Genomic DNA, 24,018 nt, shown 5'->3' with positions numbered 1-24,018 from the left:
TGCGCGGGCACACCGGCCGCATGAATGCTCTCGGTGCCACTCTTCTGACCGGCGTCGCCGACCCGAAGCTCGGGGCTTTCTCACGGTTCGACGGAAGCTGGGGACGAGGGGCGCACCTGGATCCTCGAGGAGAAGATGGTCGCCACCCGGCGGTAGAAACGAGAAGAGGCTCCGACTCCCTGACGGGTGCCGGAACCTCTTCCGTGGCGGAAGCGGAGGGATTTGAACTCTCCCGAACCTCCAGGTCAGCGAGCAGAAAGCATCACTACCTGCGGATTCACCGTATTCGGGATCGTGCCGAATCACACCGAATCGACGGCAGGTGTGCCCAAAATGTGCCCACGCTCGAGACCACTCCCCTATGCGCTGCGTCCAACCTGACATGACGACCGACGAGGTTCGGACCCTGCCACGCTTCACGGGGATGCTCGACCATGCCGAACTACGCGATGCCCGAGGTGCCCCGAGACGAGAACACACCGCAGCGGGCCTCTCAGCGCTCCCTGTATCGCACACAGAGCGACGAGAACCCCCACACCCATACCCGAGGTAGGGCAGAAACGACACAAACCCTGCCTTGAAGACAGGGGTTGTGTCGACATCGACGATCTACAGCCCAGTTTATCCGACCGGCACCCCATACCGGGACGCCAGGAACTCACGGCGAGCGAGCAGGGTGTCAGCCAGTCGATCCGGTGCACCCGCCGCGGTGATCGTCGCGTGGATCTCCGACTCATCGAGAACCATGATCCGGCCCACTGCGTCTGCCTCTTCCTCAGTGGTCAGACCCGCGTAGAGCTTCGCGCCGGCAGGGGAAATACCCGGATCGCGCATCGTCTCGAGCTCCCACACCTCGGCGGTGAGGTTGCGGCGTTCACCGCGGGCCCGGAAGTCCAACGCCCCTCCGGTATCGACCCGGTACGCCGTACCGTCGCCGCCGATAAGGATGTTCCCCGGTTCCGAGGCATCCCAGTTCGCCAACCACGCATCCACCACAAAGTGCCGGCGAACCTCCGGAGTCGATTCCGTCCACGGTTGCGCGTCGATCATCGCGGACATGTACCGCGTCCCGTCCGGGGACAACTGCGCCTCGGGTACCGGCACACCGGCGAGGGCGTAGAGCTGGTTCGCGGCGTACTCGTTGCGGGCGTGCGCGATCGTCGGCGGGGTCTTCACGAACCACTCGCGACCCGACCGAGGATCGATCACCACCCGCCCCGAGGTCGTTGCCACTCGAGGACGCACAATCTCCCGATCGGCCGGGATGTGCTCGACGATCGGCAGGCCACGCACGTCAGCGACCCACTCGATTTCCTCCACCGGATCCCGGTCGAAATACCCGAGGAACCTCTCCGGCGGAATGGTGCACTTCCACACCGTGCCACCCGTATTACGTTTGCCGGTCTCCCACTCCTGCACATACCAACGGGCTCGTTCGGGGGTGTCCGTCCACGACAGACCAGCTCGGTACTCCGGAGGCGCACCCCGATACAGGGTCAGCGGTTCGGTCGGGCGTTTCGACTCGTCCACCACACCGTTCACGTCGCCATAGGTGACGAACCCCAGGGTGCGGAACATGGAAATCCACTTGTCGGGGCGCACCCGTAGCGTGGGAACTTCCACCTTCCGCCACGCCAAAGTCAGCGCGCCGGCGAACCACTGCGCCGTGCCGTAGATCCGCTCATCGAACATCCGCTCCACCATCAACGGCACATGCTTGGTGGGGACATTCGCGGCGAGGCGACGGAACTGCGGCGAACGGGTCCGAGCAGCATGGAGAGCAGCGTTCAAGGCATCGAAGTTCTCCGGGGTGCGGGGCTTCTTCTTGCGCTTACGGGAAACAGGCACAATCTGGTCCTCTCAGAATCGATTCGGGAGAGCGCGAGAGCCGAATCCCCAGACTCGTAGGAAACCCGCGCAGCAACGCCTATGGGTGTCCGGCCTACCCCCGTCGAGGAGGGGGTGGGTGGTCACTGGTCGTGTCCGTGAAGGACCCGCCGCCGGACGGCGTGGTTGTCGACGATCAGGGCCACCACACCACCCGGCCACGGATGTGCGCGTGCCCATTCGCGGCGGGCAGCACACCAGGCGTGCACCCGATCCGCTCGTGTTCCCGACCACTCGGCAGGATCGAACGTCCACAGGATCGGCGGCACCTGCCCCGACTCGTTCACCGGCCGGCGACGCATCACGCACCCCGAATCTGATACACCCCGCGCACCGGAGCAGCCGGGGCAGTGGCCTCGGTGTCGGGGATCTTCAATGCGGCGAGCAGCCGGGCCAGCACCACCCGTTGCTGCCGAAGTTCCACGACCGCGGGATGCACGCGCCGGCCCTGCGGTGACTGCTGCATATCCCCGTCCTCCTGCACGATCGCCTGGAGACGGTCGATCTGGTCGACGGTGCGGACAGCTTCCCGCAACACCTGCAGCTCGTGTTCGGACAGCTCGTAGGTGTCGACGATCGCGGCCCACAGTTTGCGGCCACCGGCCCCGGTGCGGGGCGGGCACTTCGGTCTCATAGGTCCAAGCCTTTCGAGGTCGGGGAGATATCTGCCTCAACGCCTCTGGTGAGCGGTCGGGGGCGCGGCGAGGAGGCCGCCCCTGGGGGTTGGGGCTCGTCACCATTGCTGTGAGGTGGGAAGCGGCAGTGTGTGTGCCCGCGGTTGGAAGGGTTGGCCGTGTGGCTTGCCGCCTTTGGCGAGGTTGCAGGGCCGGCACGACAGGACGAGGTTGTTGGGGTCGTGTGCGAGGTCGGGGCGTTCGACGTACGGGATGAGGTGGTCGATCTCGATTGCGCCGGGTTCACCACGTTTGGCTTTGGGGTCCAGCGCGGTTCCGCAGTGGTGGCATTGGTGTGTGCGGGTGTGGATGAGGCGTGTCCTGATGCGCTTCCATTGTGTGGTTGCGGTGCGTGGTGTTGTGGGGCGCGGCATGGTGTCTCCGGTTGTGGTGGGTGGGCGTCGGTCCAGGAGGGGAAGCCGACGCCCACCCGTTCCCGCACGGATGCTGGCGTGCGGGAAGTGTGTTAGACCAGTTCGTCTTCGGGGTCGATCTCTACCCGTACTGATCCGGCGTACTTGCCTTCTCCGCGTATGTACTTCACTTCGATGGGTGCGGGTCGGCGGTAGGGCTTGAAGGTGTCGGGGTGTGCTGCTCGGATGGTTGCTCCGAGGCGTGCGAGTGCTCCCCACTTGCCGGTGCGTCCGGTGTTGGTTTCCCAGGCTTCCCACAGGCGCCTGCGGTGGTGTCCTGCGGTGTCGACTGTGAGGGGTAGCAGTGCGTCGTTGTCGTGGGCGCGGAGGCCGGCGAGTGCTGCTGCTGCTCGGAGTGCGGTGAGTTGCTGGTCGAGTTCGACGGCGTGGATTGCGGCGTCGGTCCAGGCTTTGCGGGCCTTCTCGGACTGGGTGACCATCTGCTCGGCGGGCAGGTCGGGGTCTGCTGCGTTCACGGCTTTGGTGAACGCAGTGGCGGTGGCGGTGAACTTGTCGGCGAGGGTGCGGTAGTTCGCATCGGCGACGGGTTCGTAGGCGTTGCGGAGGGCGAGCAGAACGGGGGCTTTCAACTCTTTGGTGAGGTCGGCTTGTTCGATGCTTCCGCAGCGTTCTGCGAGGGCCAGTGCCCGTAGTTGTGCGAGGTCGCTGGTGTCGCCGGGTGTGGTGATCGCGTCGGCGAGCAGTGCGCTGGTGTCGTGGCCGATGTCGAGGTAGCGGCTCCATCGTTGGTTGATGGTGGTGTAGGTGTCGGGCACGGTGCCGCCGGCGGCTGCGACGGTGTCGATCTGTTCGCGGAAGGTGTCGAGGGGGTGTGTTCCGAGCATGGTGTGGTCCTTAGCCTCGATCCACCGATGGGGAGGCTTGCTGAGTTGGCGTCGTAACGCAGAAATGCCCCTCTGACCAGGAAGAATAGAGCTTGTCTAAGGTCCTATTTCCCGAGTCTGAGAGGCATCTCGTAGGTGCAATTCAAGCATGCTCCCGTTGCCGTGTCGGCTGTGTTCGATGATCCGAATCTCGTGTCGGTCGCGGGGCTGGTCCCGATGCTCCGTCTTGCCCGTTCTGCGGGGCTTGATGAGCTCGCGCAGTCGCGATTGAGCGTCCCGACGGACAAGGGTGCGAACGCCGGCGGCAAGGTGATGGCGCTGGTCGCGGGGATGCTCGCTGGCGCGGACTCGATCGACGACATGAATCTGCTGCGTCATGGCGGGATGGGCCGGTTGTTCGATCGGACGTATGCACCGTCGACGCTGGGCTCGTTCCTGCGGGAGTTCCGGTTCGGGCACGTCCGCCAGCTCGATGCCGTCGCCTCACGGACGCTGGTGAACCTCGCATCGGCCGCGCCGCTGCTGCAGATCCGGGACGGTGAGCGGGTGATGGTCGACGTGGACGACACGATCATCGAGGTCCACGGGTACCAGAAGCAGGGAGCGTCGTTCGGGTACTCCGGCGTCCGCGGCCTCAACGCCCTCGTCGCGACAGCGTCGACGACGACCTCAGCGCCGGTGATCCTCGCCCAGCGGTTGCGGCAGGGGAAGACCGGTTCCCCGAAAGGCGCGGCCAGGATCGTCGCCGACACCCTCGCCACGCTTCGCCGCATGGACCTGGGCAGCAGTGTTCGGCCGTTGCTGCGGGCGGACTCCGCGTTCTACGGCCACGCCACCATCGGCACCGCGATCAAGGCCGGCGCGGACGTGTCCATCACCGTTCGGATGGACCCCGCGGTGAAGACGGCGATCGCGACGATCCCCGAGGACGGGTGGGAGACGATCGAGTACCCGAACGCGATCCGTGACGAGGTCACGGGCCGGTGGATCTCGAAGGCCGAGGTCGCCGAGGTGCCCTTCGTCGCGTTCCGTTCCCGGAAGATCGCCGAACGGGTTGAAGGACGACTGGTGGTCCGACGGATCCCAGACCTGAACCCCAAGCAGGTCGAGCAGCCGACCTTGTTCGACAGCTACCGGCACCACGCGTTCTTCACCACCACCGACAAGCAGACAATGGGAACCGTCGCGGCGGACAAGACCCACCGCGGGCACGCGATCATCGAGCAAGTTCACGCCGACCTGAAGGCGGGCCCGCTCGCTCACCTGCCCTCGGGAGTGTTCACCGCGAACAGCGCATGGCTCGTCCTCGCCGTGATCGCATTCAACCTCACTCGCGCCGCTGGACTCATCGCCGACCGAGGCGGGCGGCTCGCCCGGGCAACGACCGCGACGATTCGCCGCACCCTCATCTCAGTGCCGGCACGACTGGCACGGACGGCGCGCCGCATCATCCTGCACCTGCCGGACGCCTGGCCCTGGCAGACCGCGTTCGACCGACTCTTCACCGCGACGCACGCACCACCACCACCGGCCGCGGCCAGCTGACCACCGCCGCCACCAGCGGCACGACCGAGAACGAAGTGGACAACCGGGATGAGACGCCCGGAACTCACCCCTGCCCGCAGCCGATCACGCCGCGCCCATCACGCCGACGCCACCCGCCGAAGGCTCATCGGTGGATCGAGGCTTAGAGTTCGCGGCTGCGGTTGAGTTTCGCGCCGATGATGCGGGCGAGTCCTTCGTCGTCGTTGAGGGCGACGGGTGCCGGCTGGTCGGGTTCGGGGGTGCGGTTGAGTTCGCGGTGGATGAGGTCGCGCACGTTGGCGGGGCCGGGGTCGACTCCGCGGGCTTCGGAGATGGTGCGGCGGAGCTCGTCGTCGGTCATGGCGGCGAGCATGTCCAGCAACTCGTGCCGGGTGGGGCTCATGCGGCCCGTCCTTTCAGGTGTTCGTCGACGGCGGCACGTGGGATGAGCCAGCGGCCTGCGTGGAGGTGTCCGTCGAGTTGGGGTGCGAGTCGGCGTGCTTGGCGTTGGCTGCATCCGAGCATTCGTGCCGTCTCCTGTATGTCGAGCAGTTCGGTTGAAGTGTGTTGTGCGCGTGTGGGTTCGGTGTCCGTTGTTCCGGGTTCGGTCACGGCTGCTGCGAGTTCGGTGAGTTCTCGGGGGACGGGGTAACCGTTGCGGTGCCGTGCTGCGATGGCGACTCGTACGGCGTAGCGCACGGTGGTGAGGGCGTCTCCCGTGAGGAGGACGACACCGGGGGCGAGGTGTTGCACGGTCATGCTCGGCCTTCCCGTAGTTGTTCGGCGGCGTCGACGAGTTGGTCTGCGAGGGCGAGTGCTTCGGACGGGCGCATGGCGATGGCGACTCCGCTGAACTCGAACAGGATCGGGAAGTCGGTTCCGGGGTTGGTGGTGACTTTCTGCCTGCTGCGGTGGACGACGAGTCTCATGCTGCGGGGGTGTCCTTTCGTCCGGGGCGGCCGGGTAGTCCGTGGACTTTGCCGCCCCATATCCCGAGGGGGTGTTCTTGTTCGCTTGCTGCGGTTCGGCACAGGCCCTGGACCGGGCATCGTGTGCATTCGGTTCGTGCCCATGCCAGACGCGCCGACCGGGCCTCGGCGGTCTCGTCGTCGAGTTCGGCATCGAACAGCGGGGACTTGCCGGCACATCTCGCACCGATGAGGCGGTCGTCGATCAGTGCGGCGATCGGGTCCGGGATCCGCGGTGCTCGAGCTGCCCGGCGATTCATCGCAGACCTGCCAGGACGATGAGGGGGAGACTTTCAGCGGCCTGGAACTCGAGTTCGCGTGGGATGAGCTTGTCGACCCTGCTCTCCGCGATGCAGCGCCACTCGGCCTCGAGTCGGTCGAGGTCGCAGAACTCCCCTGCTTGCCGCGCATTGTGGTCGAGATCGTGGCGGCTGGCAGCGTTGCAAGTGAACCCGCAGATGGTCCCGGGGTAGTGCTTGCTCCGCTGAACCGACCATTGCAGGGTGCGTCCGTGGGCGCTACCGACCGAGAAGGTACGTGCCTGCTTGTCTGCCGTTCCACGGTGGAACAGCCAGTGCGAGAACTGTTCGGGGGCAGGTTCCATCCAACCATCCCGACGAATCGCAGATCGGACGAGAGCGTTGTTCTTTCGGTTCCGCCCAATGACGTTGATTGCGTACTCGTCATCCTTGCTGTCGCGGACACGCCCGAACGGTTCGATCTCAGACCAGGGAATTGTGTCGAGTTGGCGGTACACGCTCAGGGTGACTTGGCGCTTGCCGATCATGAGGGCGCGGACTTCGGCGGTGAGCGTTTCGATTGTGGTCGTGGACTGTTCGGCGGTCATGTGGCCGTTCCTTTCGGGCCGCTACGGTAGCGCTACGCGGTAGCAGGTAGCGAGTGAGGTGCTGCTACTCGCTACTAGCGGTCGAGTAGCACGATTTTTTGGCATTTGTGCTGGTAGACGCGATTTTCTAGGCAGTGCTACTCGCTACTGGATATAGGGTTACGAGTAGCGAGTAGCACGCCGGTAGAGGTCGCTACTCCCGCTTGGAATCACGCCAGGCGCGTAGCGCTTCCGCTGCCCTGTTGCCACCCCACGACATGCGTGCACAAACGTCGCGCTGAGAACTCGGAGGAGGATCGAGAGCGTCGAGAGCAGACACGTCGTCGGCGAGTCGCTGCGGATCGGCCCCATTGATTCCGAAGTCGGTCGGCGCGGATTCCCCGTCCCGCGCCGCTCGAATGATGGCCTCGAGCACACCGTCTTCGAACGGTCGGAGTTCGAATGTGCCGGCGAGGGGTTCACGGTCTCCCGTGGGGCAGTGCTCCCTGAGTCCACCGTGACGGTCCTTGTTCACCGACAGGTACGCCGAACCACCCTTGCCGGGAGTGAAGGCGTCCTTGACGCGCACACGCAGCGAGACGCCACCGACCGCACGACGTTTCGCGCTGGTGCCTCCAGGTCCGAAGGTCCGTGAGTCGGACCCCTTCGAAAGGTGGTCGATGACGAGGACACATGCGCCTGCCTTCGCCAGCGGCTTGAGAATCTTCGAATGCACCGTGGTGAAGTCATCCGCCGAATTGCTCGAGGACCCGAACAACGGGATCAGCTCTCCGAGTGAGTCGACCACGACGACGGTCGGTTTCCAGCTCTGCATGTCGGCCACGACTGTGAGTGCGTGCAAACGGTCTTCGGGTTCTACGTACAGAAACCGGGTCGGGTCTGCCAGTGCTTCTCGGTCTGCCCCCAGCGCAAGTAGTCTCGTCACGGTGGGTCCGGCCCCATTGTGGTCCAGGTCCATGACCAGAACCCGACCGTTCATCCCTGGACGTAGGTCTTCGGTGGCGGTAGCGAGCGCTACCCACGTCTTCCCACCCTCGGGATCTCCGAAGACGAGATTCACCTGATCCGCGTAGAACAGTCCCCGACCGTCGTCCCGGATGCCGTAGACCGGCGTCGGTGCCGGCGGAAGGTCCCCGGAGAGCAGGGCCGCAATGTCGGTGTAATTGCTGTAGTCCAACGTCTCTTCACTGGTGTACGGATTGAGTTCGATCACTTCGGACGATGTGCTCATGCGGCCTCGATTCGCCGGCGCTGACGACGACTCGTCTTCGCTTGCTCCCGTCGTCCTGCCTCGAATCCGAGTCGGTACGCTTCTGCGCCCCAGTCGACGAGGGAGTCGACACGATCACCGGATTCGGCGTAGGCGACTCGTTCGTCGGGTCCGCGTTCGGCAGCCCACACGCCCTGTAGGGCGAGCGTGGCAACCACTGCCCACTTCACCCCGTCCCCCGCGTTTTCCCACGCCTGCGAGCCGATGAGGGGCAGTTGTCGGAGGTTGCCGTTACCGTCGTCTCGGATCTTGAGGATGTGAGGCATCACGAAGTCCGCCAGGACCGCGGAAGGCGGTATCGGGCGGGTGAGTCCGGGGTCGAGACCGAGGACAGCCTCGAGAAGTTCGTTTTCGTGCTCGGTCATGCTGCACCCCCGTCCTTGGTGCGGCACGTGGGTCCTTCGTGTGCTGCACGCGATTTCGGGGAGACAAGCCAGCGTCCGCACACTCGGCACTTGGTGGCGACTCGTGCACCGTGCCGACGAACTTCCGCATCCAGAGAGGCCAGCGGATCGGGTCCGACCGGCTCGTTTTGGTTATCGTTGAGGTGACGCATTCGGAGCGTCCTTTCGGATTCTGTGGGGCAGGGAGCTTGTTCGGGGCTCCCTGCCCCGGTGCGTTCAACGAGTGCGGGGGTTCGTTGCCGTGATGAGTGAGGTAACTGCTGGTCAGGTCACGAGCTTCGCCTCCGCATCGCGGTGGTGGCGTCCTCTCCGAACCCGTCACGGTCGGTGACCTGCCGGTCGACGATGTGCGCGAGGATCAGGGCGATGTTCTCGGCGAAGAGGGCGACGACGAGGAAGAGCTCGAGGTCGGTCACTGTCCGGCCTCCGTGATGTACTGGTACGCCGCCATGATCGCGTTCGTCACCTGTTGGAAGTCCTCGAGCTGGTCGGGGAGGATGCACAGGTCGTGGAACATTTCGCCGCCCTGCATCCCGGTCGAGTCGATGGTGATTTCGACTTCGCTGTGAGGCCGGCCCTGTTCGATGCTGTCGTGTCGCCACACTTGGGCGGTGAATACGCCGCGGGTGACCTCGGCGAGAAGGAAGTTGTGCCCGTCGCGCCAATCGGCATCGGGTCCGAGCGTTTCGAGGTTCTGGTAGATGGTGGGGATCGGGTCGGCGAGGATCCCCTCGGGTGCGTCGTCGATGGTGTCGGCCGCGGGTTCGTCCTCGGGTACCGGCTGGTCGGATCGAAGGAGCTGGTACTCGACTTCGAGGCCGACTGTGGTGGTCATGCGTACGTAGTCGCCGGTGGTGACGGTGTATTCGATCGCGTCCCATCCGAACCGTCGGGTCACGTCGGCGTTGATCAAGGCGATCGCGCCGGGGAAGTCCTGGGCGTGAGCGACGATCTGCTGTAGCCCGGCGACGATCAGGCGCACCATGTAGCTCTGGGGGCCGGTAGACTGCATGTCAGAATCTCCTGCTTCCTGGTTGGTGGATTCGTTGCCCTCGATGCCCTGCCCGGCATCGGGGGCGTTCTCATTCGGAGGCTCGGTGTAGTCGTGCTCGACCCCGAGCAGGTGGTGCAGTCGGCGCGGGTAGTCACACCGCTGGCAGGTCGGCTCATCGCCGAAGTAACCGGTCATCATGCCGCGCCCGGGGTGTCGTCGGTGCGCTGCATGAGGTTCGCCTCGGTCCAGGCGTAGACGTCGGTCCAGCGGTAGAGCACGCGTCGTCCGTGCTTCACGAACTTCGGGCCGATACCGCGGTAGCGATCATTGGCGAGCTTCGTCGTCGTGGTCCGCAGGTACTCCGCGACTTCCTCAGCCGTTGCGAGTGGTGATCCGGTCATTCCCTGACTCCTGTTCGGATATTGCTTACTTGTGGTCGGGATACGCTCATTCTTACTGGATCATTCGGAATTATGCAAGGCCTGCCCTAGAATCTGCATCATGGCGACAAGACGAGTGGAACTCGGCACTACCGGCGAAACCGTGCGGGCGAATATCAGCAGGTTGCGGCGCGAGCGCGGTCTTACGTTGCGCGACCTTGCTGACCGAATGGCAGAAACAGACAGGCCACTCGCCCATAACTCGATCAGTGAGATCGAACGCGGAGCGAGACGCGTCGACGTAGACGACCTTGTAGCGCTCGCGCTAGCACTCGAGGTCTCTCCCCTCGCGATTCTGTTCCCTATCGAGGACGCGGCATTGTCCCCCAATGGCCCCACGTATCCGAGACAACGAATCTGGAGCTGGGGCCAGGGCCTTGAACCGCTTAGGAACATTCACCGCGACCCGATTGAGCTACTCCGATTCACCAAGGACTCAAACCCCATTCAGTACGAGGTGGCGCAGTCCAGACAGGAGGCCGGCGAAGTCAGCTCTCACCCCGTTGCAGTTCCCCGGGTAGCGGCGAAAGAACAACGCGCACAGAGAAGCAAAGCGATCGCTGCGGTGACAGAAACAGACGACAATGGCGACGATTGAGTCGTACGACACCGCGGCCGGGAAGCGCTACATGGTCCGCTTTCGTACACCCGACCGCGTCCAGTCGAAGAAACGTGGCTTCAGGACGAAGCGGGACGCCGAACGATTCGCGGCCACCGTGGAGGTCGAGAAGATGCGCGGCGAGTACGTACCGCCGTCACTCGGTCGCATCACGGTCGGTGAGCTGGCGCCGGAGTGGCTGGCGCGCAAGAAGGTCGACACGAAGGCCTCGACGTACAACGCAATCGATTCATCGTGGCGTACGCATGTCGAACCGCGGTGGTCGTCCACACGGATCGCTGACATCAAGCTCGGCACGGTCGAGCGGTGGATCGCTGACATGGGGCGCGACGAGCTCGACGACGACGGAGAGATCGTCGTGAAAGGATCCGGGGCCACCGTGGTGATCCGTGCATACGGGATCCTCGCGGGGATCCTCGACGACGCGGTGAAGAACGGGCGGATCGTGAAGAACCCGGCCCGCGGAGTCGAGAACCTGCCACGGAAGTCGAAGCGCCGACACAAGTACCTCACGGCCGACGACGTTGCATCGCTGGCACACGAGGCCGGCCGAAACGGTGCGCTCGTCCTGGTGCTCGCCTACTGCGGACTTCGGTGGGGTGAGGCGATCGGGCTACGGGTACGGGACATCGACTTCCTGCGGCGGCGCCTCACCGTGCACGAGAACGCAGTCCAGGTCAGAACGAAGCACGTCGTCGGCACCACGAAGGGTGACAAGGTCCGATCCGTGCCGGTGCCGGCCTTCGTCCTCGACGAGCTGGCGAAGCAGTGCGAGGGACGCGGCCGCGACGATCTCGTCTTCCCCGGCCGCGACGGAAAGCACATGCGTCGCCCGGTCAGCCACAGCGGATGGTTCGAGCTGGCAGTGAAGCGCGCGGGAATCGAACGCGTGACTCCGCACGATCTACGGCACACAGCGGCATCTCTGGCTGTCGCGGCCGGAGTGAATGTGAAGGCTCTCCAGCGGATGCTCGGACACGCGTCGGCAGCGATGACACTCGACACGTACAGCGACCTGTTCGACGAGGATCTCGACGCCGTTGCGGTCGTGCTCGATCACGCCTACTCGACAGCCGGTGTGCCCAAAATGTGCCCACCAGGCACTGACGAGCACGCCCCTCGGACACAAAAAAGCTCCTCACCTGCGTGAACAAGTAAGGAGCTTCGGCGGAAGCGGAGGGATTTGAACCCCCGTTGGTGTTACCCAAGCTCGCTTTCAAGGCGAGTGCATTCGGCCGCTCTGCCACGCTTCCGTGGCAGATCCTAACCGCTCCGCGCAAGCAGGGCATAACCGATTCGCGACCTCAGCGGTCGGCCAGAGTGTGCTCGACGCGCGCGAAGACCCGCGCCAGCATGTCGAGCTCGTCGGCCGACAGCAGGTCGATGAGGTAGTTGCGCACGTCGTCGACGTGGGTGGGGGCGGCCTCCGCCAGACGCCGCCTGCCTTCGTCGGTGATGGTGGCGAGCACACCGCGACCGTCGTCGGGGCACGAGCTGCGCACGACCATCTTCTCCTGCTCCATCCGCCGGATCTGATGGGTGAGCCGGCTGCGTGAGGAGAGCACGCCGTCGGCGAGATCGCTCATGCGCAGGGCGCCGTCGGGGGCTTCGGAGAGCATGACCAGGATCCGATATTCCGCCAGCGACAGGTCGTGTCGGTCGTTGAGAGACCGACTGAGCGCGCTCATGAGACGGTTGTTGCCGTCCATGTAGAGACGCCAGGCCTCCTGCTCCTTTGCGGTCAGCCACTTGGGTTCGTCTCGTTCGCTGGTCACGCCGGGAGTGTAATGCCGACGGCCCGATCCGGTTACCGCACGGTAGCTTCGAGCAGGTGAGCGCGCGGCGAGCGGCGTGATCGTCTCCTCACTGCCCCGCACGCGATAGCGTCGAACACATGTATGCAATCGTCGCCACCGAACCCGGTGGTCCAGAAGTTCTCCGGTGGACCGAGCAGCCCGACCCGGACCTGCCTCCCGGGCACGTACTTCTCGATGTCGCGGCGACCGCGGTCAACCGCGCCGACCTGCTGCAACGGCGCGGCCTCTACCCGCCGCCCCCGGGGGCGAGCGACATCCTGGGCCTCGAATGCTCCGGAGTGATCTCCGAACTCGGCGAGGGTGTGACGGGCTGGAACATCGGCGACAAGGTCTGTGCCCTCCTCACCGGTGGCGGTTACGCCGAGAAGGTCGCGGTCCCTGCCTCCCAGCTGCTGCCCGTCCCGAAGGGCATGGACATCGCGGTCGCCGCGTCGCTTCCCGAGATCGCGTGCACGGTGTGGTCGAACGTCGTGATGACCGCCGGCCTGAAGCGCGGCGACGTCCTGCTCGTCCACGGTGGCGGCGGAGGCATCGGCACACATGCCATCCAGGTGGGCAAGGCGCTCGGCGCGAAGGTGGCGGTGACGGCCTCGGCCGGCAAACTCGACCGCTGCCGCGAACTCGGCGCCGACCTGGCGATCGACTACCGCGAACAGGACTTCGTCTCCGAGGTGCGCACTGCCTTCGGTGGCGCCGACGTGGTGCTCGACAACATGGGTGCGAAGTACCTGTCCCGGAACATCGACGTCCTCGCTCCGGACGGACGGCTCGTCGTCATCGGCATGCAGGGTGGCACGAAGGGTGAACTGCACCTCGGCAAGTTGCTCGCCAAGCGCGGTCACGTCATCGCGACCGGTCTGCGCGGCCGTCCGGACTCGGGGCCGTCGGGCAAGAGCGCGATCATCGACTCCGTGCGCGCCGATCTGTGGCCGCTCATCGAGGAGGCGAAGGTCCATCCCGTCGTGCACGCCGAGCTGCCGATCACCGAGGCGGCACAGGCGCACGAACTGCTCGACAGCCCCGAGACCGTCGGGAAGGTCGTGCTGCGGATCGAACGGAACTAGAGGTTGCGGAGCTCACGGACGAGCTGATCGACCTCGAAGCTCGTGGTGTAGGGGGCGAGGCCGATGCTCACCGCTCCCCCTTCGTCGCTGACGCCGAGGGAGTCGAGGAGCCGGCTCGATCCGCGGGTGCTCGCCACCGTCGCGATGCGGCGGTCGGCAAGATGCGCGGCGACCTTCTCGGCCGGGACCCCGTCGACGGTGAAGCTGAGGGTGGGGACGCGGCTCGACGCGCGGCCGAGCACGATCACGCCGGTGAGACTGTCGAGCTGTCGCATCAGACGGTCGAACAGCACGTCCTGGTAGTTCTGCATCGAGCTGATCGAGATGTCGAGACGCTCGCGGCGCGAGCCGGTGGCGTCGTCGTCCAGTGAGGCCATGAAGTCGATGGACGCGGGGATACCGGCGAGCAGACCGAACTGGTGACCGCCCACCTCGAGGCGTTCGGCGCCGCGCGCGTGCGGGTTCAGCGACATGGCCGGAACCCGTTCGAGATGCGCGGGGTCGGAGAAGACGAGCGCACCGATCTGCGGGCCGCCCCACGAGGCGATGTCGACGGTGATGACGTCGGCGCCGAGATCGTCGATGTCGACGTGGGCGTAGGGGGCAGCGCCCGCGGCGTCGACGACCATGAGCCCACCGACCTCGTGGACGAGATCCGCGACGACCCGCACGTCGGGCGCGGTGCCGACGATCGACGACGCCGCGGTGAGCGCGACGAGCCGGGTGGTGGGCGTGACGAGTTCCTCGTACTGCCAGGTGGGCAGCTCGCACGTCTCGATCTCGACCTCGGCCCAGCGCACCTGCGCGCCGTAGCGGCTCGCGACCCGCAACCAGGGAGCGATGTTCGCCTCGTCGTCGAGCCGTGAGAGCACCATGCCGGTGCCGAGCCCGAGGCGGGAACTGAGTGCTTCGGCGAGCCAGGCGAGCAACACCGCGTGGCTCGGGCCCAGGACGACCCCGTCCGGATCGGCACCCACGAGTTCCGCGACCGCGACGCGCGCCTCCTGGAGGATCGCGGCGCTGCGACGTGACGACAGGTGCCGTCCGGTCGACGACGCGGCCGAGTTGCGGAAGGCAGTGGACACGGTGCGCGACACCACATCGGGGATCTGCATACCGGCCCGTGGATCGAGATGGATCCACCCGTCCCCGAGCGAGGGGATCAACCCCCGGATCCGGGCAACGTCGTAAGCCATGGCAGACACTCTAGGTCCCGATGTCAATGGGACGCGCCGTACCTGCACTCGGCGTTGCCCTCTCGGTAGGCTCGATCGGGGTACCCGGCACTCCGGGTCCCTCGGGTAACCGGGCACCCCCGAGGTGGGAAAGGGAGAATGGAGCCATGACACATCCGGACAACGACCAGGTTCTCGTGATCGGCCCCGACGGCCGGCCCATCCGTGTCTCCCGCGAGGAGGCGGCCCGCGTGGAGGCCGACGTCCGGCCGGAGGAGGAGAAGACCGAGAACGGCGGCGAATCCCTGGCCGACATGGTCGAGCAGCCGGCGAAGGTCATGCGGATCGGCACCATGATCAAACAGCTCCTCGAAGAGGTGAAGGCCGCGCCGCTCGACGACGCCAGCCGCACCCGGCTCAAGGACATCCACCTGTCGTCCATCCGCGAACTCGGTCAGGGCCTCGCCCCCGATCTGCGGGAGGAACTCGAGCGGCTCGCGCTGCCCTTCGGTGAGGACGCGGTGCCCTCCGACGCCGAGCTGCGCATCGCGCAGGCTCAGCTCGTCGGTTGGCTCGAAGGTCTGTTCCACGGCATCCAGACAGCGCTGTTCGCTCAGCAGATGGCGGCTCGTGCCCAGCTCGAGCAGATGCGTCAGGGAGCGCTTCCTCCCGGCGTCGCGCAGGGCGGTCGCGGCCAGAACGATCAATCGTTTCCCGGTCAGACCCACCCCGGAACCGGCCAGTACCTGTAGTCCCACCGGGTACGCCCCGGGACTCGGGTATCGGCGCGACGGGTACGCTCGGGTCCCGTGTCAGCGTCTGGAGCAGCATCGTGAGTCGGGTCAGCATCGAAACGCGCGGCGCGTGCGTCGACTTTCCCATCTTCGACGCCAAGACCCGGTCCTTGAAGAAGGCCTTCCTGGGTAAGGCGGGCGGGGCGATCGGCCGCAACGACTCCGATGTCGTGGTCGTCGAGGCTCTGCGCGACATCACGATGTCGTTGAAGGAAGGCGACCGCGTCGGGCTCGTCGGCCACAACGGTGCCGGCAAGTCCACGCTGCTGCGTCTGCTCTCCGGGATCTACGAGCCCACGCGCGGCCACGCTCGGGTGAAGGGTCGCGTCGCGCCGGTGTTCGACCTCGGCGTCGGCATGGACCCGGAGATCTCCGGCTACGAGAACATCATCATCCGCGGCATGTTCCTCGGGATGAGCCGCAAGCAGATGCTGGCCAAGGTCGACGAGATCGCGGACTTCACCGAGCTCGGCGACTACCTCAACATGCCGCTGCGCACCTACTCGACCGGTATGCGGGTGCGTGTCGCGCTCGGCGTGGTCACCAGCATCGATCCCGAGATCCTGCTGCTCGACGAGGGCATCGGCGCGGTCGACGCGGAGTTCATGAAGAAGGCGCGGGTGCGTCTGCAGGATCTCGTCGCGCGCTCGGGCATCCTCGTGTTCGCCAGCCATTCGAACGAGTTCCTCGCCCAACTGTGCGACCAGGCGATGTGGATCGACCACGGCCAGATCCGCGAGCAGGGCGACATCGAGCACGTGGTGCGCGCCTACGAGGGCGACGAGGCCGGCGATCACGTGCGCACGATCCTCCACGAGCTCGAGCGTGAGCGGATCGCGAAGTCCGCCCCCGACGCCGCGGCCTCGACGGGTTCGAACGGTGGCTGACGAACGGATCATCGGCGTCGTCGTCACACACCGCCGACGCGAACTGCTGGCGGATTCGCTGAAAGTTCTTGCCTCGCAGTCCCGTCCGCTCGACCATCTCGTGGTGGTCGACAACGGCGACGAGGACGCGGTGCGTGAGCTCGTCGACGCGGTGGACCTGCCCACGAGTTATCTCGGCTCGAAGCACAATCTCGGTGGAGCAGGCGGCTTCGCCCTCGGCATCCTGTACGCGCTGTCGCTGGGAGCCGACCGGGTGTGGCTCGCCGACGACGACGGCCGCCCAGAGGGACCGGACGTGCTCGCGACGCTGCTCGACTGCGCGCAACGCAACGGCCTGGCCGAGGTGTCGCCGGTCGTGTGCGACATCGCGCAACCCGACCGCCTCGCCTTCCCGCTGCGTCGCGGTGTGGTGTGGCGGCGGTGGCGGCACGAACTCGGCGACGAGGACCTGTTGCCCGGCATCGCCTCGCTGTTCAACGGTGCGCTCTTCACCGCCGCGGCGATCGACGCGGTGGGTGTGCCCGACCTGCGCCTGTTCGTCCGTGGCGATGAGGTCGAGGTGCACCGGCGTCTCGTCCGCTCGGGACTGCCGTTCGGCACCTGCCTGCAGACGGCCTATCTGCACCCGGACGGTGCCGACGAGTTCAAGCCGATTCTCGGCGGCCGGATGCACACGCAGTATCCGGACAACGACACCAAGCGCTTCTTCACCTACCGCAACCGCGGCTACCTGCTGTCGCAGCCGGGACTGCGCCGGTTGCTGCCCCAGGAATGGGTGCGGTTCGGCTGGTACTTCCTGATCACGCGCCGCGACCCGGCCGGTCTGCGCGAGTGGATCCGGTTGCGCAGACTCGGGCGCGAGGAGAGATTCGAACGCCCCTGACGGTGCCGTCGCTCAGTCGGTGATGACCGTCTGCGCTGCGATCTCCTCGAGTTTCGCGTTCGCCCAGCGCAGTTGGCGCAGGGTCTGCGGATGGCAGCGTTCGGAGAGGGCGAGATAGGTGTCGACGCGGGTGGGCCAGCGTTGCCCGCGTCCGTAGGGTGTGCGCGAACCCCACGGATCCGCGATGCGATCCACGGTGGTCATGTTCCCGGCAGTACCCGGGGTGGGAGTGCTCAAACGTTGCACCCCCACACGACCGGACCTTCAGTTCCTCGCAGCGACGATGATGGCGTGGATGATCCATACCGGCAGCCACGCGCCGCACGTGATCAATGTGAGGACGAGATGCAGGAGATGGGGGCAGTCCGCGCGTTTCACATTATTGACGGTGACCTGCTGGATCGGCGCGAACGGCTGCGGGGGCGGGTACGCAGACTGCGGATGCCCGTGGAACTGCTGATGCGCGTAATTCTGTGGCGGGTACTGCTGTTGCGCGTGCGGATACGGCTGCTGATTCTGCTGCTGTGCATACAGGTTCTGCTGGTGCTCGGCGCCTCTCCGTTGCTGTTCTTCGAGCGCGATCTGCTGATGGTGGTCTCGAAGACGCTGAGCTTCGGCCTCGCGCTCCTGCTCTTCCTTCCAGGCGCGAAGACGGTTCAACTCCTCGAGTTCCCCTGGCTCGAGATCCCTCTGGTACTTCGGTTGCGGTTCCCAGTTTCCTGCCGGTCCGGTCATCGGTGGTTCCTCTCCCCTCGCCGGTTCCACGAAACCGGAACGAACGTCAAATAGGTCGAATCGTACAGACAGGAGTCACTACAGCCGAGATCTGACTCTGCCTGTTCCTCAGTCCATCCCATCAGGACACGCGCGCGAAATCTCGGAACACAATCCGGCAGATCCGACCGCGGATGTACGCACTTCGTCCTACACTTTCGCCACCCTCGACCTCGGGAGCCAGTGATGACCCCTCGTGCCACCTCACCGTCGACCCTCTGCGAAGCCTTCCAGACCACCGCCGCGGCGTACCCCGACAAGGTCGCGCTGCGCACCCCCGACGACTCCGTCTCCTACACCTGGCGTCAGTACGCGCAGCGCGTCGAACGCCTCGCCGCCGGACTCGCCGGGCTCGGCGTGAACCGCGGGGACACCGTCGGCCTCATGCTCACCAACCGGCCCGAATTCCACCTTCTCGACACCGCCGCGATCCACCTCGGCGCGGCGCCGTTCTCGATCTACAACTCGCTGACCGCCGAACAGATCTCGTACGTGCTCGGCAACGCCGGCAACCACGTGATGATCGCCGAGGAACAGTTCGTCCCCGTCCTGCGGCAGGCGATCGGCGACACGAAGGTCGAGCACCTGGTGTGCATCGACGGCAAACCGGAAGGCACCATCTCCCTCGACGGCCTCAAGGCCGCCACCGATCCGTCCTTCGACTTCGAGGCCTCGTGGAAGGCCGTGCAACCGCCCGACCTGCTGACCCTCATCTACACCTCGGGCACCACAGGCCCGCCGAAGGGTGTCGAACTCACCCACGCCAACCTGCTCGCCGAACTCGAAGCGACGAGCTCGTATCTGCCCATCGGTCCGGACGACCGGATCCTGTCGTATCTGCCCGACGCGCACATCGCCAACCGCTGGGGCTCGCACTACTCGAGCCTGTACAGCGGCATGCAGATCACCACGCTCGACGACCTCAAGCAGGCCATCACCGTGCTACCGAGCCTGCGGCCGACGCTCTTCGGCGCCGTCCCCCAGGTCTGGTACAAGCTCAAGGCCGCGATCGACAAGACCCTCGCCGAGGAGTCGAGCCCGATCAAGAAGAAGCTCGCACTGTGGGCGATCGACGTCGGACGCAAGCGCGCCCGGCTGCAGTCCGACGGCAAACCGGTCCCCCGGTCCCTCGAGGTGCAGCACACGGTGGCCGACAGGCTGGTGCTGTCCGCGATCCGCGGCAAGCTCGGTCTCGACCAGGTCCGCGCCGCCGTCACCGGCGCCGCGGCGATCTCGCCGGAGGTCCTCGAGTTCGTTCTCGCCCTCGGCATTCCGTGCTCCGAGGTGTGGGGCATGTCGGAGACCTCGTGCGTGGTCACGATGAACCGGCCGGGCGCCATCCGCATCGGTACCGTCGGCCAGGCCGTGCCGTGCGCGCAGATCAGGATCGCCGAAGACGGCGAACTGCTCGTCTCCGGCCCGCTGCTCATGAAGGGCTACCGCAACGACCCCGAGAAGACTGCCGACGCAATCGATTCCGACGGCTGGTTGCACACCGGCGACATCGGCGAGATCGACGCGGACGGTTACCTACGGTTGATCGACCGGAAGAAGGAGATCATCGTCAACGCGGCGGGGAAGAACATGTCGCCCACCAACATCGAAGGCGCCCTGCGTGCCGCGTGCCCGATGCTCGGTGGCGCCGTCGCCATCGGCAACGACCGCCCCTACAACGTCGCCCTGCTCGCACTCGACCCCGACGCCCTGGCCGTCTTCGCCGAACAGCACGGTCTCAGCGGCACCCACGAGGAACTCACCCGGCATCGGGTGGTCCTCGAATCGATCGCGAAGTCGGTCGAGGAGGCGAACAGCAAGCTGTCGCGGGTCGAGCAGATCAAGAAGTACACGGTGCTGCCGACGATCTGGGAACCCTCCGGCGACGAGCTGACCCCGACGATGAAGCTCAAGCGCAAGCCCATCGATGCCAAATACGCGGAGGAGATCGACAAGTTGTACGCAGGAGCCTGATCCGTCACCGCGCCGACCGGTTCGCAGGACCGTTGATCGCGCCCTACCTCGACGAGTCGCTGAGCGAGGCGGTGTAGTCGCCGACGATCTGCTCAGCGATCTCACGCACCTTGACGTTGCGGTGCTGGGAGAAGGCGACGAGCTTGTCGAAGGCCGCGTCGGCATCGCACTTGAACGTGGCCATCATCAATCCGACGGCCTTGCTCAGCGTCGAACGGGTCTCCAACGCCGTCTTCAACTGGTCGGATTCACGTTCCCGCGCGGCGAGCATCTGCTCACGCAGCCACGACAATTCGAGGTTCACGCGAACGCGGGCAACGAGTTCATCGGGGTGGAACGGTTTGGTGATGTAGTCGTCGGCGCCGGTGCGCAGACCACCGATCGTGGCCTCCGCGCCGGCACGTGCCGTCAGGAGGATGACCGGCAGACGGGAGGTCGCCGGGTCGCGGCGGATCTCCTCGAGCAGCTCCACCCCGTCCCGCCCGGGGAGCATGATGTCGCTCAGCACGAGATGCGGCGGTCGCGAACGGATTCGCTCGAGTGCGGTATCGCTGTCCTCCACCGCATCCACGTGCCAACTCTGGCGACGCAACAACTGCGTCAGATAGTCACGCATGTCCGCGTTGTCCTCGATCACGAGGATCCTCGGTAACGAATCCACATCCTCTCTGTGCGCGAATGATTCGTCCTCGTCGAGAGTGACCCTGTCCCACTGTTGCGCTTCGCCGACGTACATGGCGCCCAGATCCCCCGGAACGGTTCCGGCCGGAGACTCCGACGTCGGGTCGAGGACGCGGGGAACGGACACGGTGAAGGTGCTGCCGCGTCCGAGTTCACTGGACACGGTTACCTCTCCCCCGAGCGCGTGGACCCAGTCCGAGACGAGGGACAGACCCAGCCCGATCCCTTCCCGGCTGCGTCCGCCGGCGCTCTCGACGCGATGGAACCGTTCGAAGACGCGGGCGAGTTCCGACTCCGGAATGCCGAGACCCGTATCGGCGACCTTCAGGACCAGTCGATCGCCCTCGACGTCCAGATCCACCTCGACCGACCCCGAAGGGGTGTACTTGATCGCGTTCGAGAGCAGGTTCAGCACGATGTGGGCCCACGTCTGGGGATCGAGCCGGGTTTGCTCGGCCGCCGCGTCGGCGATCCGGCTGCGCAGGTCCAGGCCCGCGCGGTGCGCCACGTCGGCGAACAGGTCCACGCATTCGGCCGTGAGCGCCGCCGGATCGGTCGGTTCCAGGGACTTCCTCGACGGGTCGGTCTCGGCACGCGTCGCTTCGAGCAGTGCGTCGACAAGTCGCCGCAATCGGATCGCGGCGCGCTGGGAGGCCTCCAGCGATTGCCGCTGCGCCTCCGTCAACGTCGTGGCCTCGTCGAGCACACTCTGCAACGGGCCGAGGAGCAGCGTGAGCGGCGTGCGGAACTCGTGGCTGATCGATTCGAAGAACCGCGTCTTGGCGGCGTCCAGCGCCGCGAACGCATCGGCCCGGCGACGCTCGGCATCCATCGCCGACGCATCGCGCAGCAGCCCCGAAATCTTCGTGACCACGAGGTCGACGAAGGTCGAGTACGCGGCGTCGAACACCCGGTACGGACTCAGTCCGACGGCGATGACACCGAGCGGGAAGTCGTGGCCCGACGCCGTCAACGGCACGAGGAGGAGGGTGCCGATCGGATGGTCGCCGAGGGCCCGCTGCGGGTCGAGCAGATCCGGGGAACGCTCGGCGACGCCGGAGACGACGAAGGGTTCGGAGGCCCTGGCGGCCTTCGACAGCAGCTGGTCCTCATCCGGTCCGAGCAGGGCACCCGAGAAGCCGGGCTTCGTCCCCATTACGGCGAGCTGCTTCCAGTTCGGTTGCGGATCATCGGGATCCACCACCCGGCTGTCGAGGAACAGCGCGGCCAGGGGAATGTCCTGATGGCTCGGAGCGAGCGCGTCCAGCGCGTTCCGGCACGTGTCGATCACCGACAGGCCCGAATCGGTGATCGCCACCGTACCCAGGCGGCTCAGAGCCTCCAGACGACGCTCACCGAGTACCCGTGAGGTGACGTCGGTGGTCGCGACGAAGACCCCCGCGACCTCGCCGGACTCGTCGCGGATCGGGCTGTAGGAGAAGGTCCAGTAGGTTTCTTCCTCGTAGCCGTGGCGCTGCATGAACAGCAGTTCTTCCTCGGCGAAGGTGGCGGTGCCCGCCATCGCCCGTTCGACGCGCGCGCCCACCTCGTCCCACACCTCGTGCCAGCATTCCGGCGCCGGTTGCGCGACCGCCGCGGGGTACTTGTCGCCGAGGACGGGGATGATCGCGTCGTTGAAGATCTGCACCAGCTGCGGCCCCCACCACAGGAGCATCGGCACCTCGGACGGCAATACCGTCCGCACTGCCATGCGCAGTTCCGCCGGCCAGGACTCCACCGGCCCCAGAGGGGTGGCCGACCAGTCGGTCTTCCGAAACCGTTCCAGGCATTCTCCCGGCCCCGCGAACAGGCGTTCCGCCGACCACGCCTCTCCCGACTCGGCTGTCGCCCTCATGCCCCGTCACTCCCATCTCCGGTACGTCCCGCCCGCCGTCATTCTCCCCCGATATCGCGCAGAACGACGCCACATGGAGGACATGCGTCCTCCTTTCCCCCGGTGGGCGGCATGGGTGGAAATGGTGGTACGTCGGCGGACGCTGGGAACAGTGAAGGCGGCGGCTTCGGCGTCGGGGCCCGACCCGCCGCCGCCTACGTCATCAGCGGTGGGAACGTGTCGGGCGACCCGCCGTGGACGTCAACCGTCTGGTGCGCTCGATCGCGGGGGTGGTGATCACCTTCCTGATCACGCGCACTGTCGTCGACCGTCCGCCGAGTCGAACCGTTGGTCTAGTACAGGACCGACCGTTGCCCGTATTGCGCTTCCGGACGGTCCCGTAGAACTTCACCGATGGCGGCCTGCCTGCACTTCCTTCGACGCGCGCTCGGCCTCCACCACAACTGAGGGCGAACCCTCGGCGCGCTCGTCGCCGGTGCATGGCTCGGCGAGACGCAGCAGGTGCAGATACAACCGACGTCGGAACTGTACGAGTGGCTGGGCGACTCCGGCCATATGGACGACGGCGACTGACGAGGAGCCGAGCGAGTCCGACGTTGTGTGCGAGGAAACGCCGAGAACTCGACAACAACGTCGGACTCGATTGCACCCGATCGTGTTTCCCGCGTGACAGATGTGCATACTGTTGCGGGTCGTTCAGGGGGAACGACCGCGACGATCGGGGGGATCATGACCGACCTCAGCATGCCCGCAGCCGGCTCCGACAGGTTCGAGGGTCTGAGCGAGACGTGGCGGTTCCGCTTCGAATTCTTCGCCGCATACGGCGTCCCGGGATCGCTGAAGACGTCTCCCGAATACACCGCGGCCTTCCGCGCCCTGCCGCTGCGGCAGCGCATGAAGCTGAACATGAATCTGCTCGGGTTCCTGTTCGGCATCTTCTACCTGCTGTATCTACGGTTGTGGAAGAAGGCGCTGGTGGTGTTCGGCGTCGGCCTCATGCTGGGTCTCCTCGTCGTCGCGCTGGCGCTGCCCTCGACCGTCGACACCGCTCTCACACTCGGCCTGTGGCTCTACGTCGCGAGTCGCGTGAACGTCTACCACTACGAGAACCGGGTACTCGGCCGTCAGACGTGGGGCCTGTAGCCCCGGCTCCGGCGTGCACTTCTCGTCGTGAATACCGCGCAAGATCGACAGGACCTGCACACGCACGGCGGTCCCGTCGACCCCGCGCCCCG

31 protein-coding genes and 1 tRNA gene are annotated in these 24,018 nt (G+C 66.0%); 10 read left to right on the top strand and 22 right to left on the bottom strand.

Annotated elements, in window-relative coordinates; all coding sequences use genetic code 11:
• Positions 1-621 precede the first annotated feature (621 nt).
• The 5 genes from KXC42_RS01185 to KXC42_RS01165 all read right to left on the bottom strand — a co-directional run bounded on the left by KXC42_RS01185 (position 622) and on the right by KXC42_RS01165 (position 3,819).
• A complete protein-coding gene (locus tag KXC42_RS01185) occupies positions 622-1,848 on the bottom strand; it encodes a HipA domain-containing protein (RefSeq protein ID WP_219129824.1) in 1,227 nt (408 codons plus the stop codon).
• Positions 1,849-1,970: 122 nt separating this feature from the next.
• Positions 1,971-2,192, bottom strand: a complete 222-nt coding sequence (locus tag KXC42_RS01180) for a hypothetical protein (RefSeq protein WP_219129823.1) — start codon at positions 2,190-2,192, stop codon at positions 1,971-1,973.
• A complete protein-coding gene (locus KXC42_RS01175) occupies positions 2,189-2,521 on the bottom strand; it encodes a hypothetical protein (RefSeq protein WP_219129822.1) in 333 nt (110 codons plus the stop codon). Before KXC42_RS01175 ends, KXC42_RS01180 begins: the two co-directional genes overlap by 4 nt.
• 99 nt (positions 2,522-2,620) lie before the next feature.
• Complete coding sequence (locus tag KXC42_RS27675) at positions 2,621-2,935, bottom strand: HNH endonuclease (RefSeq protein ID WP_219129821.1); 315 nt, start codon at positions 2,933-2,935, stop codon at positions 2,621-2,623.
• A 92-nt stretch (positions 2,936-3,027) separates the two neighbouring features.
• On the bottom strand, positions 3,028-3,819 hold the full coding sequence (locus tag KXC42_RS01165) for a hypothetical protein (protein WP_219129820.1): 792 nt from the start codon (positions 3,817-3,819) through the stop codon (positions 3,028-3,030).
• Positions 3,820-3,954: 135 nt separating this feature from the next.
• Here KXC42_RS01165 and KXC42_RS01160 point away from each other — a divergent pair, with 135 nt between their 5' ends.
• A complete protein-coding gene (locus KXC42_RS01160) occupies positions 3,955-5,364 on the top strand; it encodes an IS1380 family transposase (RefSeq protein WP_102032069.1) in 1,410 nt (469 codons plus the stop codon).
• A 142-nt stretch (positions 5,365-5,506) separates the two neighbouring features.
• On the opposite strand, the gene KXC42_RS01155 is transcribed toward KXC42_RS01160, so the two are convergent.
• The 11 genes from KXC42_RS01155 to KXC42_RS01105 all read right to left on the bottom strand — a co-directional run bounded on the left by KXC42_RS01155 (position 5,507) and on the right by KXC42_RS01105 (position 10,227).
• The gene (locus KXC42_RS01155) at positions 5,507-5,746 is read right to left on the bottom strand and encodes a hypothetical protein (protein ID WP_106201252.1); all 240 of its coding nucleotides are present in this window, start codon (positions 5,744-5,746) and stop codon (positions 5,507-5,509) included.
• Positions 5,743-6,102, bottom strand: coding sequence for a helix-turn-helix domain-containing protein (locus KXC42_RS01150; protein WP_219129819.1), 360 nt, complete (start codon positions 6,100-6,102; stop codon positions 5,743-5,745). Before KXC42_RS01150 ends, KXC42_RS01155 begins: the two co-directional genes overlap by 4 nt.
• On the bottom strand, positions 6,099-6,272 hold the full coding sequence (locus KXC42_RS01145; protein ID WP_219129818.1) for a hypothetical protein: 174 nt from the start codon (positions 6,270-6,272) through the stop codon (positions 6,099-6,101). The genes KXC42_RS01150 and KXC42_RS01145 overlap by 4 nt, the downstream gene beginning before the upstream one ends.
• Positions 6,269-6,571 (bottom strand): WhiB family transcriptional regulator, encoded by a 303-nt coding sequence (locus tag KXC42_RS01140; protein ID WP_219129817.1) that lies wholly within the window; start codon positions 6,569-6,571, stop codon positions 6,269-6,271. Before KXC42_RS01140 ends, KXC42_RS01145 begins: the two co-directional genes overlap by 4 nt.
• Positions 6,568-7,158, bottom strand: coding sequence for a hypothetical protein (locus KXC42_RS01135; RefSeq protein ID WP_219129816.1), 591 nt, complete (start codon positions 7,156-7,158; stop codon positions 6,568-6,570). Before KXC42_RS01135 ends, KXC42_RS01140 begins: the two co-directional genes overlap by 4 nt.
• Positions 7,159-7,351: 193 nt before the next feature.
• Positions 7,352-8,389: an AAA family ATPase gene (locus KXC42_RS01130; protein WP_219129815.1), complete on the bottom strand. Its 1,038-nt coding sequence runs from the start codon at positions 8,387-8,389 to the stop codon at positions 7,352-7,354.
• Positions 8,386-8,793, bottom strand: coding sequence for a hypothetical protein (locus KXC42_RS01125; protein WP_219129814.1), 408 nt, complete (start codon positions 8,791-8,793; stop codon positions 8,386-8,388). Before KXC42_RS01125 ends, KXC42_RS01130 begins: the two co-directional genes overlap by 4 nt.
• Positions 8,790-8,984, bottom strand: coding sequence for a DUF6011 domain-containing protein (locus tag KXC42_RS01120; RefSeq protein ID WP_219129813.1), 195 nt, complete (start codon positions 8,982-8,984; stop codon positions 8,790-8,792). Before KXC42_RS01120 ends, KXC42_RS01125 begins: the two co-directional genes overlap by 4 nt.
• A 117-nt stretch (positions 8,985-9,101) precedes the next feature.
• Positions 9,102-9,248 carry a hypothetical protein gene (locus KXC42_RS01115; protein ID WP_157741774.1) on the bottom strand — a complete coding sequence of 49 codons (147 nt, stop codon included), beginning with the start codon at positions 9,246-9,248 and terminating at the stop codon, positions 9,102-9,104.
• Positions 9,245-10,024 (bottom strand): hypothetical protein, encoded by a 780-nt coding sequence (locus KXC42_RS27020; protein WP_257605966.1) that lies wholly within the window; start codon positions 10,022-10,024, stop codon positions 9,245-9,247. Before KXC42_RS27020 ends, KXC42_RS01115 begins: the two co-directional genes overlap by 4 nt.
• Positions 10,021-10,227 (bottom strand): AlpA family transcriptional regulator, encoded by a 207-nt coding sequence (locus tag KXC42_RS01105; RefSeq protein WP_219129812.1) that lies wholly within the window; start codon positions 10,225-10,227, stop codon positions 10,021-10,023. Before KXC42_RS01105 ends, KXC42_RS27020 begins: the two co-directional genes overlap by 4 nt.
• A gap of 100 nt (positions 10,228-10,327) precedes the next feature.
• On the opposite strand from KXC42_RS01105, the gene KXC42_RS01100 reads away from it, so the two are divergent.
• Together KXC42_RS01100 and KXC42_RS01095 are read left to right on the top strand one after the other, a co-directional pair.
• The gene (locus KXC42_RS01100) at positions 10,328-10,864 is read left to right on the top strand and encodes a helix-turn-helix domain-containing protein (protein ID WP_219129811.1); all 537 of its coding nucleotides are present in this window, start codon (positions 10,328-10,330) and stop codon (positions 10,862-10,864) included.
• The gene (locus KXC42_RS01095) at positions 10,851-12,035 is read left to right on the top strand and encodes a tyrosine-type recombinase/integrase (RefSeq protein WP_219129810.1); all 1,185 of its coding nucleotides are present in this window, start codon (positions 10,851-10,853) and stop codon (positions 12,033-12,035) included. Before KXC42_RS01100 ends, KXC42_RS01095 begins: the two co-directional genes overlap by 14 nt.
• An 18-nt stretch (positions 12,036-12,053) precedes the next feature.
• Here the strand turns inward: KXC42_RS01095 and KXC42_RS01090 are convergent.
• Positions 12,054-12,138 (bottom strand) — tRNA-Ser (locus KXC42_RS01090).
• A 51-nt stretch (positions 12,139-12,189) separates the two neighbouring features.
• Positions 12,190-12,660 (bottom strand): MarR family winged helix-turn-helix transcriptional regulator, encoded by a 471-nt coding sequence (locus KXC42_RS01085; RefSeq protein ID WP_033097821.1) that lies wholly within the window; start codon positions 12,658-12,660, stop codon positions 12,190-12,192.
• A gap of 119 nt (positions 12,661-12,779) precedes the next feature.
• On the opposite strand from KXC42_RS01085, the gene KXC42_RS01080 reads away from it, so the two are divergent.
• A complete protein-coding gene (locus KXC42_RS01080) occupies positions 12,780-13,766 on the top strand; it encodes an NAD(P)H-quinone oxidoreductase (RefSeq protein WP_006553482.1) in 987 nt (328 codons plus the stop codon).
• On the opposite strand, the gene KXC42_RS01075 is transcribed toward KXC42_RS01080, so the two are convergent.
• On the bottom strand, positions 13,763-14,962 hold the full coding sequence (locus KXC42_RS01075; protein WP_006553481.1) for a cysteine desulfurase-like protein: 1,200 nt from the start codon (positions 14,960-14,962) through the stop codon (positions 13,763-13,765). The genes KXC42_RS01080 and KXC42_RS01075 overlap by 4 nt on opposite strands.
• Positions 14,963-15,108: 146 nt before the next feature.
• On the opposite strand from KXC42_RS01075, the gene KXC42_RS01070 reads away from it, so the two are divergent.
• The 3 genes from KXC42_RS01070 to KXC42_RS01060 all read left to right on the top strand — a co-directional run bounded on the left by KXC42_RS01070 (position 15,109) and on the right by KXC42_RS01060 (position 17,505).
• A complete protein-coding gene (locus KXC42_RS01070) occupies positions 15,109-15,693 on the top strand; it encodes a bacterial proteasome activator family protein (protein ID WP_033097823.1) in 585 nt (194 codons plus the stop codon).
• A 77-nt stretch (positions 15,694-15,770) separates the two neighbouring features.
• Positions 15,771-16,622, top strand: coding sequence for an ABC transporter ATP-binding protein (locus KXC42_RS01065; protein ID WP_085989319.1), 852 nt, complete (start codon positions 15,771-15,773; stop codon positions 16,620-16,622).
• On the top strand, positions 16,615-17,505 hold the full coding sequence (locus KXC42_RS01060) for a glycosyltransferase (RefSeq protein WP_016692663.1): 891 nt from the start codon (positions 16,615-16,617) through the stop codon (positions 17,503-17,505). Before KXC42_RS01065 ends, KXC42_RS01060 begins: the two co-directional genes overlap by 8 nt.
• Positions 17,506-17,517: 12 nt before the next feature.
• Here KXC42_RS01060 and KXC42_RS01055 read toward each other — a convergent pair whose 3' ends face one another.
• Positions 17,518-17,709, bottom strand: coding sequence for a hypothetical protein (locus KXC42_RS01055; RefSeq protein WP_198040679.1), 192 nt, complete (start codon positions 17,707-17,709; stop codon positions 17,518-17,520).
• 87 nt (positions 17,710-17,796) lie between these two features.
• Between KXC42_RS01055 and KXC42_RS01050 the strand changes: the two genes are divergently transcribed.
• Both KXC42_RS01050 and KXC42_RS01045 read left to right on the top strand, forming a co-directional pair.
• Positions 17,797-18,294, top strand: coding sequence for a hypothetical protein (locus KXC42_RS01050; protein WP_219129809.1), 498 nt, complete (start codon positions 17,797-17,799; stop codon positions 18,292-18,294).
• 171 nt (positions 18,295-18,465) lie between these two features.
• Positions 18,466-20,247 (top strand): long-chain fatty acid--CoA ligase, encoded by a 1,782-nt coding sequence (locus tag KXC42_RS01045; RefSeq protein ID WP_219129808.1) that lies wholly within the window; start codon positions 18,466-18,468, stop codon positions 20,245-20,247.
• Between the two features lie 43 nt (positions 20,248-20,290).
• On the opposite strand, the gene KXC42_RS01040 is transcribed toward KXC42_RS01045, so the two are convergent.
• Together KXC42_RS01040 and KXC42_RS01035 are read right to left on the bottom strand one after the other, a co-directional pair.
• Positions 20,291-22,783 (bottom strand): response regulator, encoded by a 2,493-nt coding sequence (locus tag KXC42_RS01040; protein WP_257605965.1) that lies wholly within the window; start codon positions 22,781-22,783, stop codon positions 20,291-20,293.
• Between the two features lie 387 nt (positions 22,784-23,170).
• The gene (locus KXC42_RS01035) at positions 23,171-23,338 is read right to left on the bottom strand and encodes a hypothetical protein (RefSeq protein WP_156665180.1); all 168 of its coding nucleotides are present in this window, start codon (positions 23,336-23,338) and stop codon (positions 23,171-23,173) included.
• A 174-nt stretch (positions 23,339-23,512) separates the two neighbouring features.
• Between KXC42_RS01035 and KXC42_RS01030 the strand changes: the two genes are divergently transcribed.
• On the top strand, positions 23,513-23,926 hold the full coding sequence (locus tag KXC42_RS01030) for a DUF2628 domain-containing protein (protein ID WP_219129807.1): 414 nt from the start codon (positions 23,513-23,515) through the stop codon (positions 23,924-23,926).
• The last annotated feature ends 92 nt before the right edge of the window (positions 23,927-24,018 follow it).

Source organism: Rhodococcus sp. LW-XY12 (assembly GCF_019317345.1).
GTDB lineage: Bacteria > Actinomycetota > Actinomycetes > Mycobacteriales > Mycobacteriaceae > Rhodococcus > Rhodococcus pyridinivorans.
The sequence above is the reverse complement of the archived record's forward strand: the minus strand, read 5'-3'. Positions and strand labels throughout refer to the sequence as shown.

Coding starts and splice junctions, on each gene's coding strand:
- KXC42_RS01120 (WP_219129813.1), bottom strand. CDS start 8,984: ATGCGTCACCTCAACGATAACCAAAACGAGCCGGTCGGACCCGATCCG.
- KXC42_RS01070 (WP_033097823.1), top strand. CDS start 15,109: ATGACACATCCGGACAACGACCAGGTTCTCGTGATCGGCCCCGACGGC.
- KXC42_RS01165 (WP_219129820.1), bottom strand. CDS start 3,819: ATGCTCGGAACACACCCCCTCGACACCTTCCGCGAACAGATCGACACC.
- KXC42_RS01095 (WP_219129810.1), top strand. CDS start 10,851: ATGGCGACGATTGAGTCGTACGACACCGCGGCCGGGAAGCGCTACATG.
- KXC42_RS01175 (WP_219129822.1), bottom strand. CDS start 2,521: ATGAGACCGAAGTGCCCGCCCCGCACCGGGGCCGGTGGCCGCAAACTG.
- KXC42_RS01130 (WP_219129815.1), bottom strand. CDS start 8,389: ATGAGCACATCGTCCGAAGTGATCGAACTCAATCCGTACACCAGTGAA.
- KXC42_RS27020 (WP_257605966.1), bottom strand. CDS start 10,024: ATGATGACCGGTTACTTCGGCGATGAGCCGACCTGCCAGCGGTGTGAC.
- KXC42_RS27675 (WP_219129821.1), bottom strand. CDS start 2,935: ATGCCGCGCCCCACAACACCACGCACCGCAACCACACAATGGAAGCGC.
- KXC42_RS01080 (WP_006553482.1), top strand. CDS start 12,780: ATGTATGCAATCGTCGCCACCGAACCCGGTGGTCCAGAAGTTCTCCGG.
- KXC42_RS01140 (WP_219129817.1), bottom strand. CDS start 6,571: ATGAATCGCCGGGCAGCTCGAGCACCGCGGATCCCGGACCCGATCGCC.
- KXC42_RS01100 (WP_219129811.1), top strand. CDS start 10,328: ATGGCGACAAGACGAGTGGAACTCGGCACTACCGGCGAAACCGTGCGG.
- KXC42_RS01150 (WP_219129819.1), bottom strand. CDS start 6,102: ATGACCGTGCAACACCTCGCCCCCGGTGTCGTCCTCCTCACGGGAGAC.
- KXC42_RS01045 (WP_219129808.1), top strand. CDS start 18,466: ATGACCCCTCGTGCCACCTCACCGTCGACCCTCTGCGAAGCCTTCCAG.
- KXC42_RS01105 (WP_219129812.1), bottom strand. CDS start 10,227: ATGACCGGATCACCACTCGCAACGGCTGAGGAAGTCGCGGAGTACCTG.
- KXC42_RS01155 (WP_106201252.1), bottom strand. CDS start 5,746: ATGAGCCCCACCCGGCACGAGTTGCTGGACATGCTCGCCGCCATGACC.
- KXC42_RS01030 (WP_219129807.1), top strand. CDS start 23,513: ATGACCGACCTCAGCATGCCCGCAGCCGGCTCCGACAGGTTCGAGGGT.
- KXC42_RS01035 (WP_156665180.1), bottom strand. CDS start 23,338: ATGGCCGGAGTCGCCCAGCCACTCGTACAGTTCCGACGTCGGTTGTAT.
- KXC42_RS01055 (WP_198040679.1), bottom strand. CDS start 17,709: ATGACCACCGTGGATCGCATCGCGGATCCGTGGGGTTCGCGCACACCC.
- KXC42_RS01145 (WP_219129818.1), bottom strand. CDS start 6,272: ATGAGACTCGTCGTCCACCGCAGCAGGCAGAAAGTCACCACCAACCCC.
- KXC42_RS01040 (WP_257605965.1), bottom strand. CDS start 22,783: ATGAGGGCGACAGCCGAGTCGGGAGAGGCGTGGTCGGCGGAACGCCTG.
- KXC42_RS01135 (WP_219129816.1), bottom strand. CDS start 7,158: ATGACCGCCGAACAGTCCACGACCACAATCGAAACGCTCACCGCCGAA.
- KXC42_RS01075 (WP_006553481.1), bottom strand. CDS start 14,962: ATGGCTTACGACGTTGCCCGGATCCGGGGGTTGATCCCCTCGCTCGGG.
- KXC42_RS01125 (WP_219129814.1), bottom strand. CDS start 8,793: ATGACCGAGCACGAAAACGAACTTCTCGAGGCTGTCCTCGGTCTCGAC.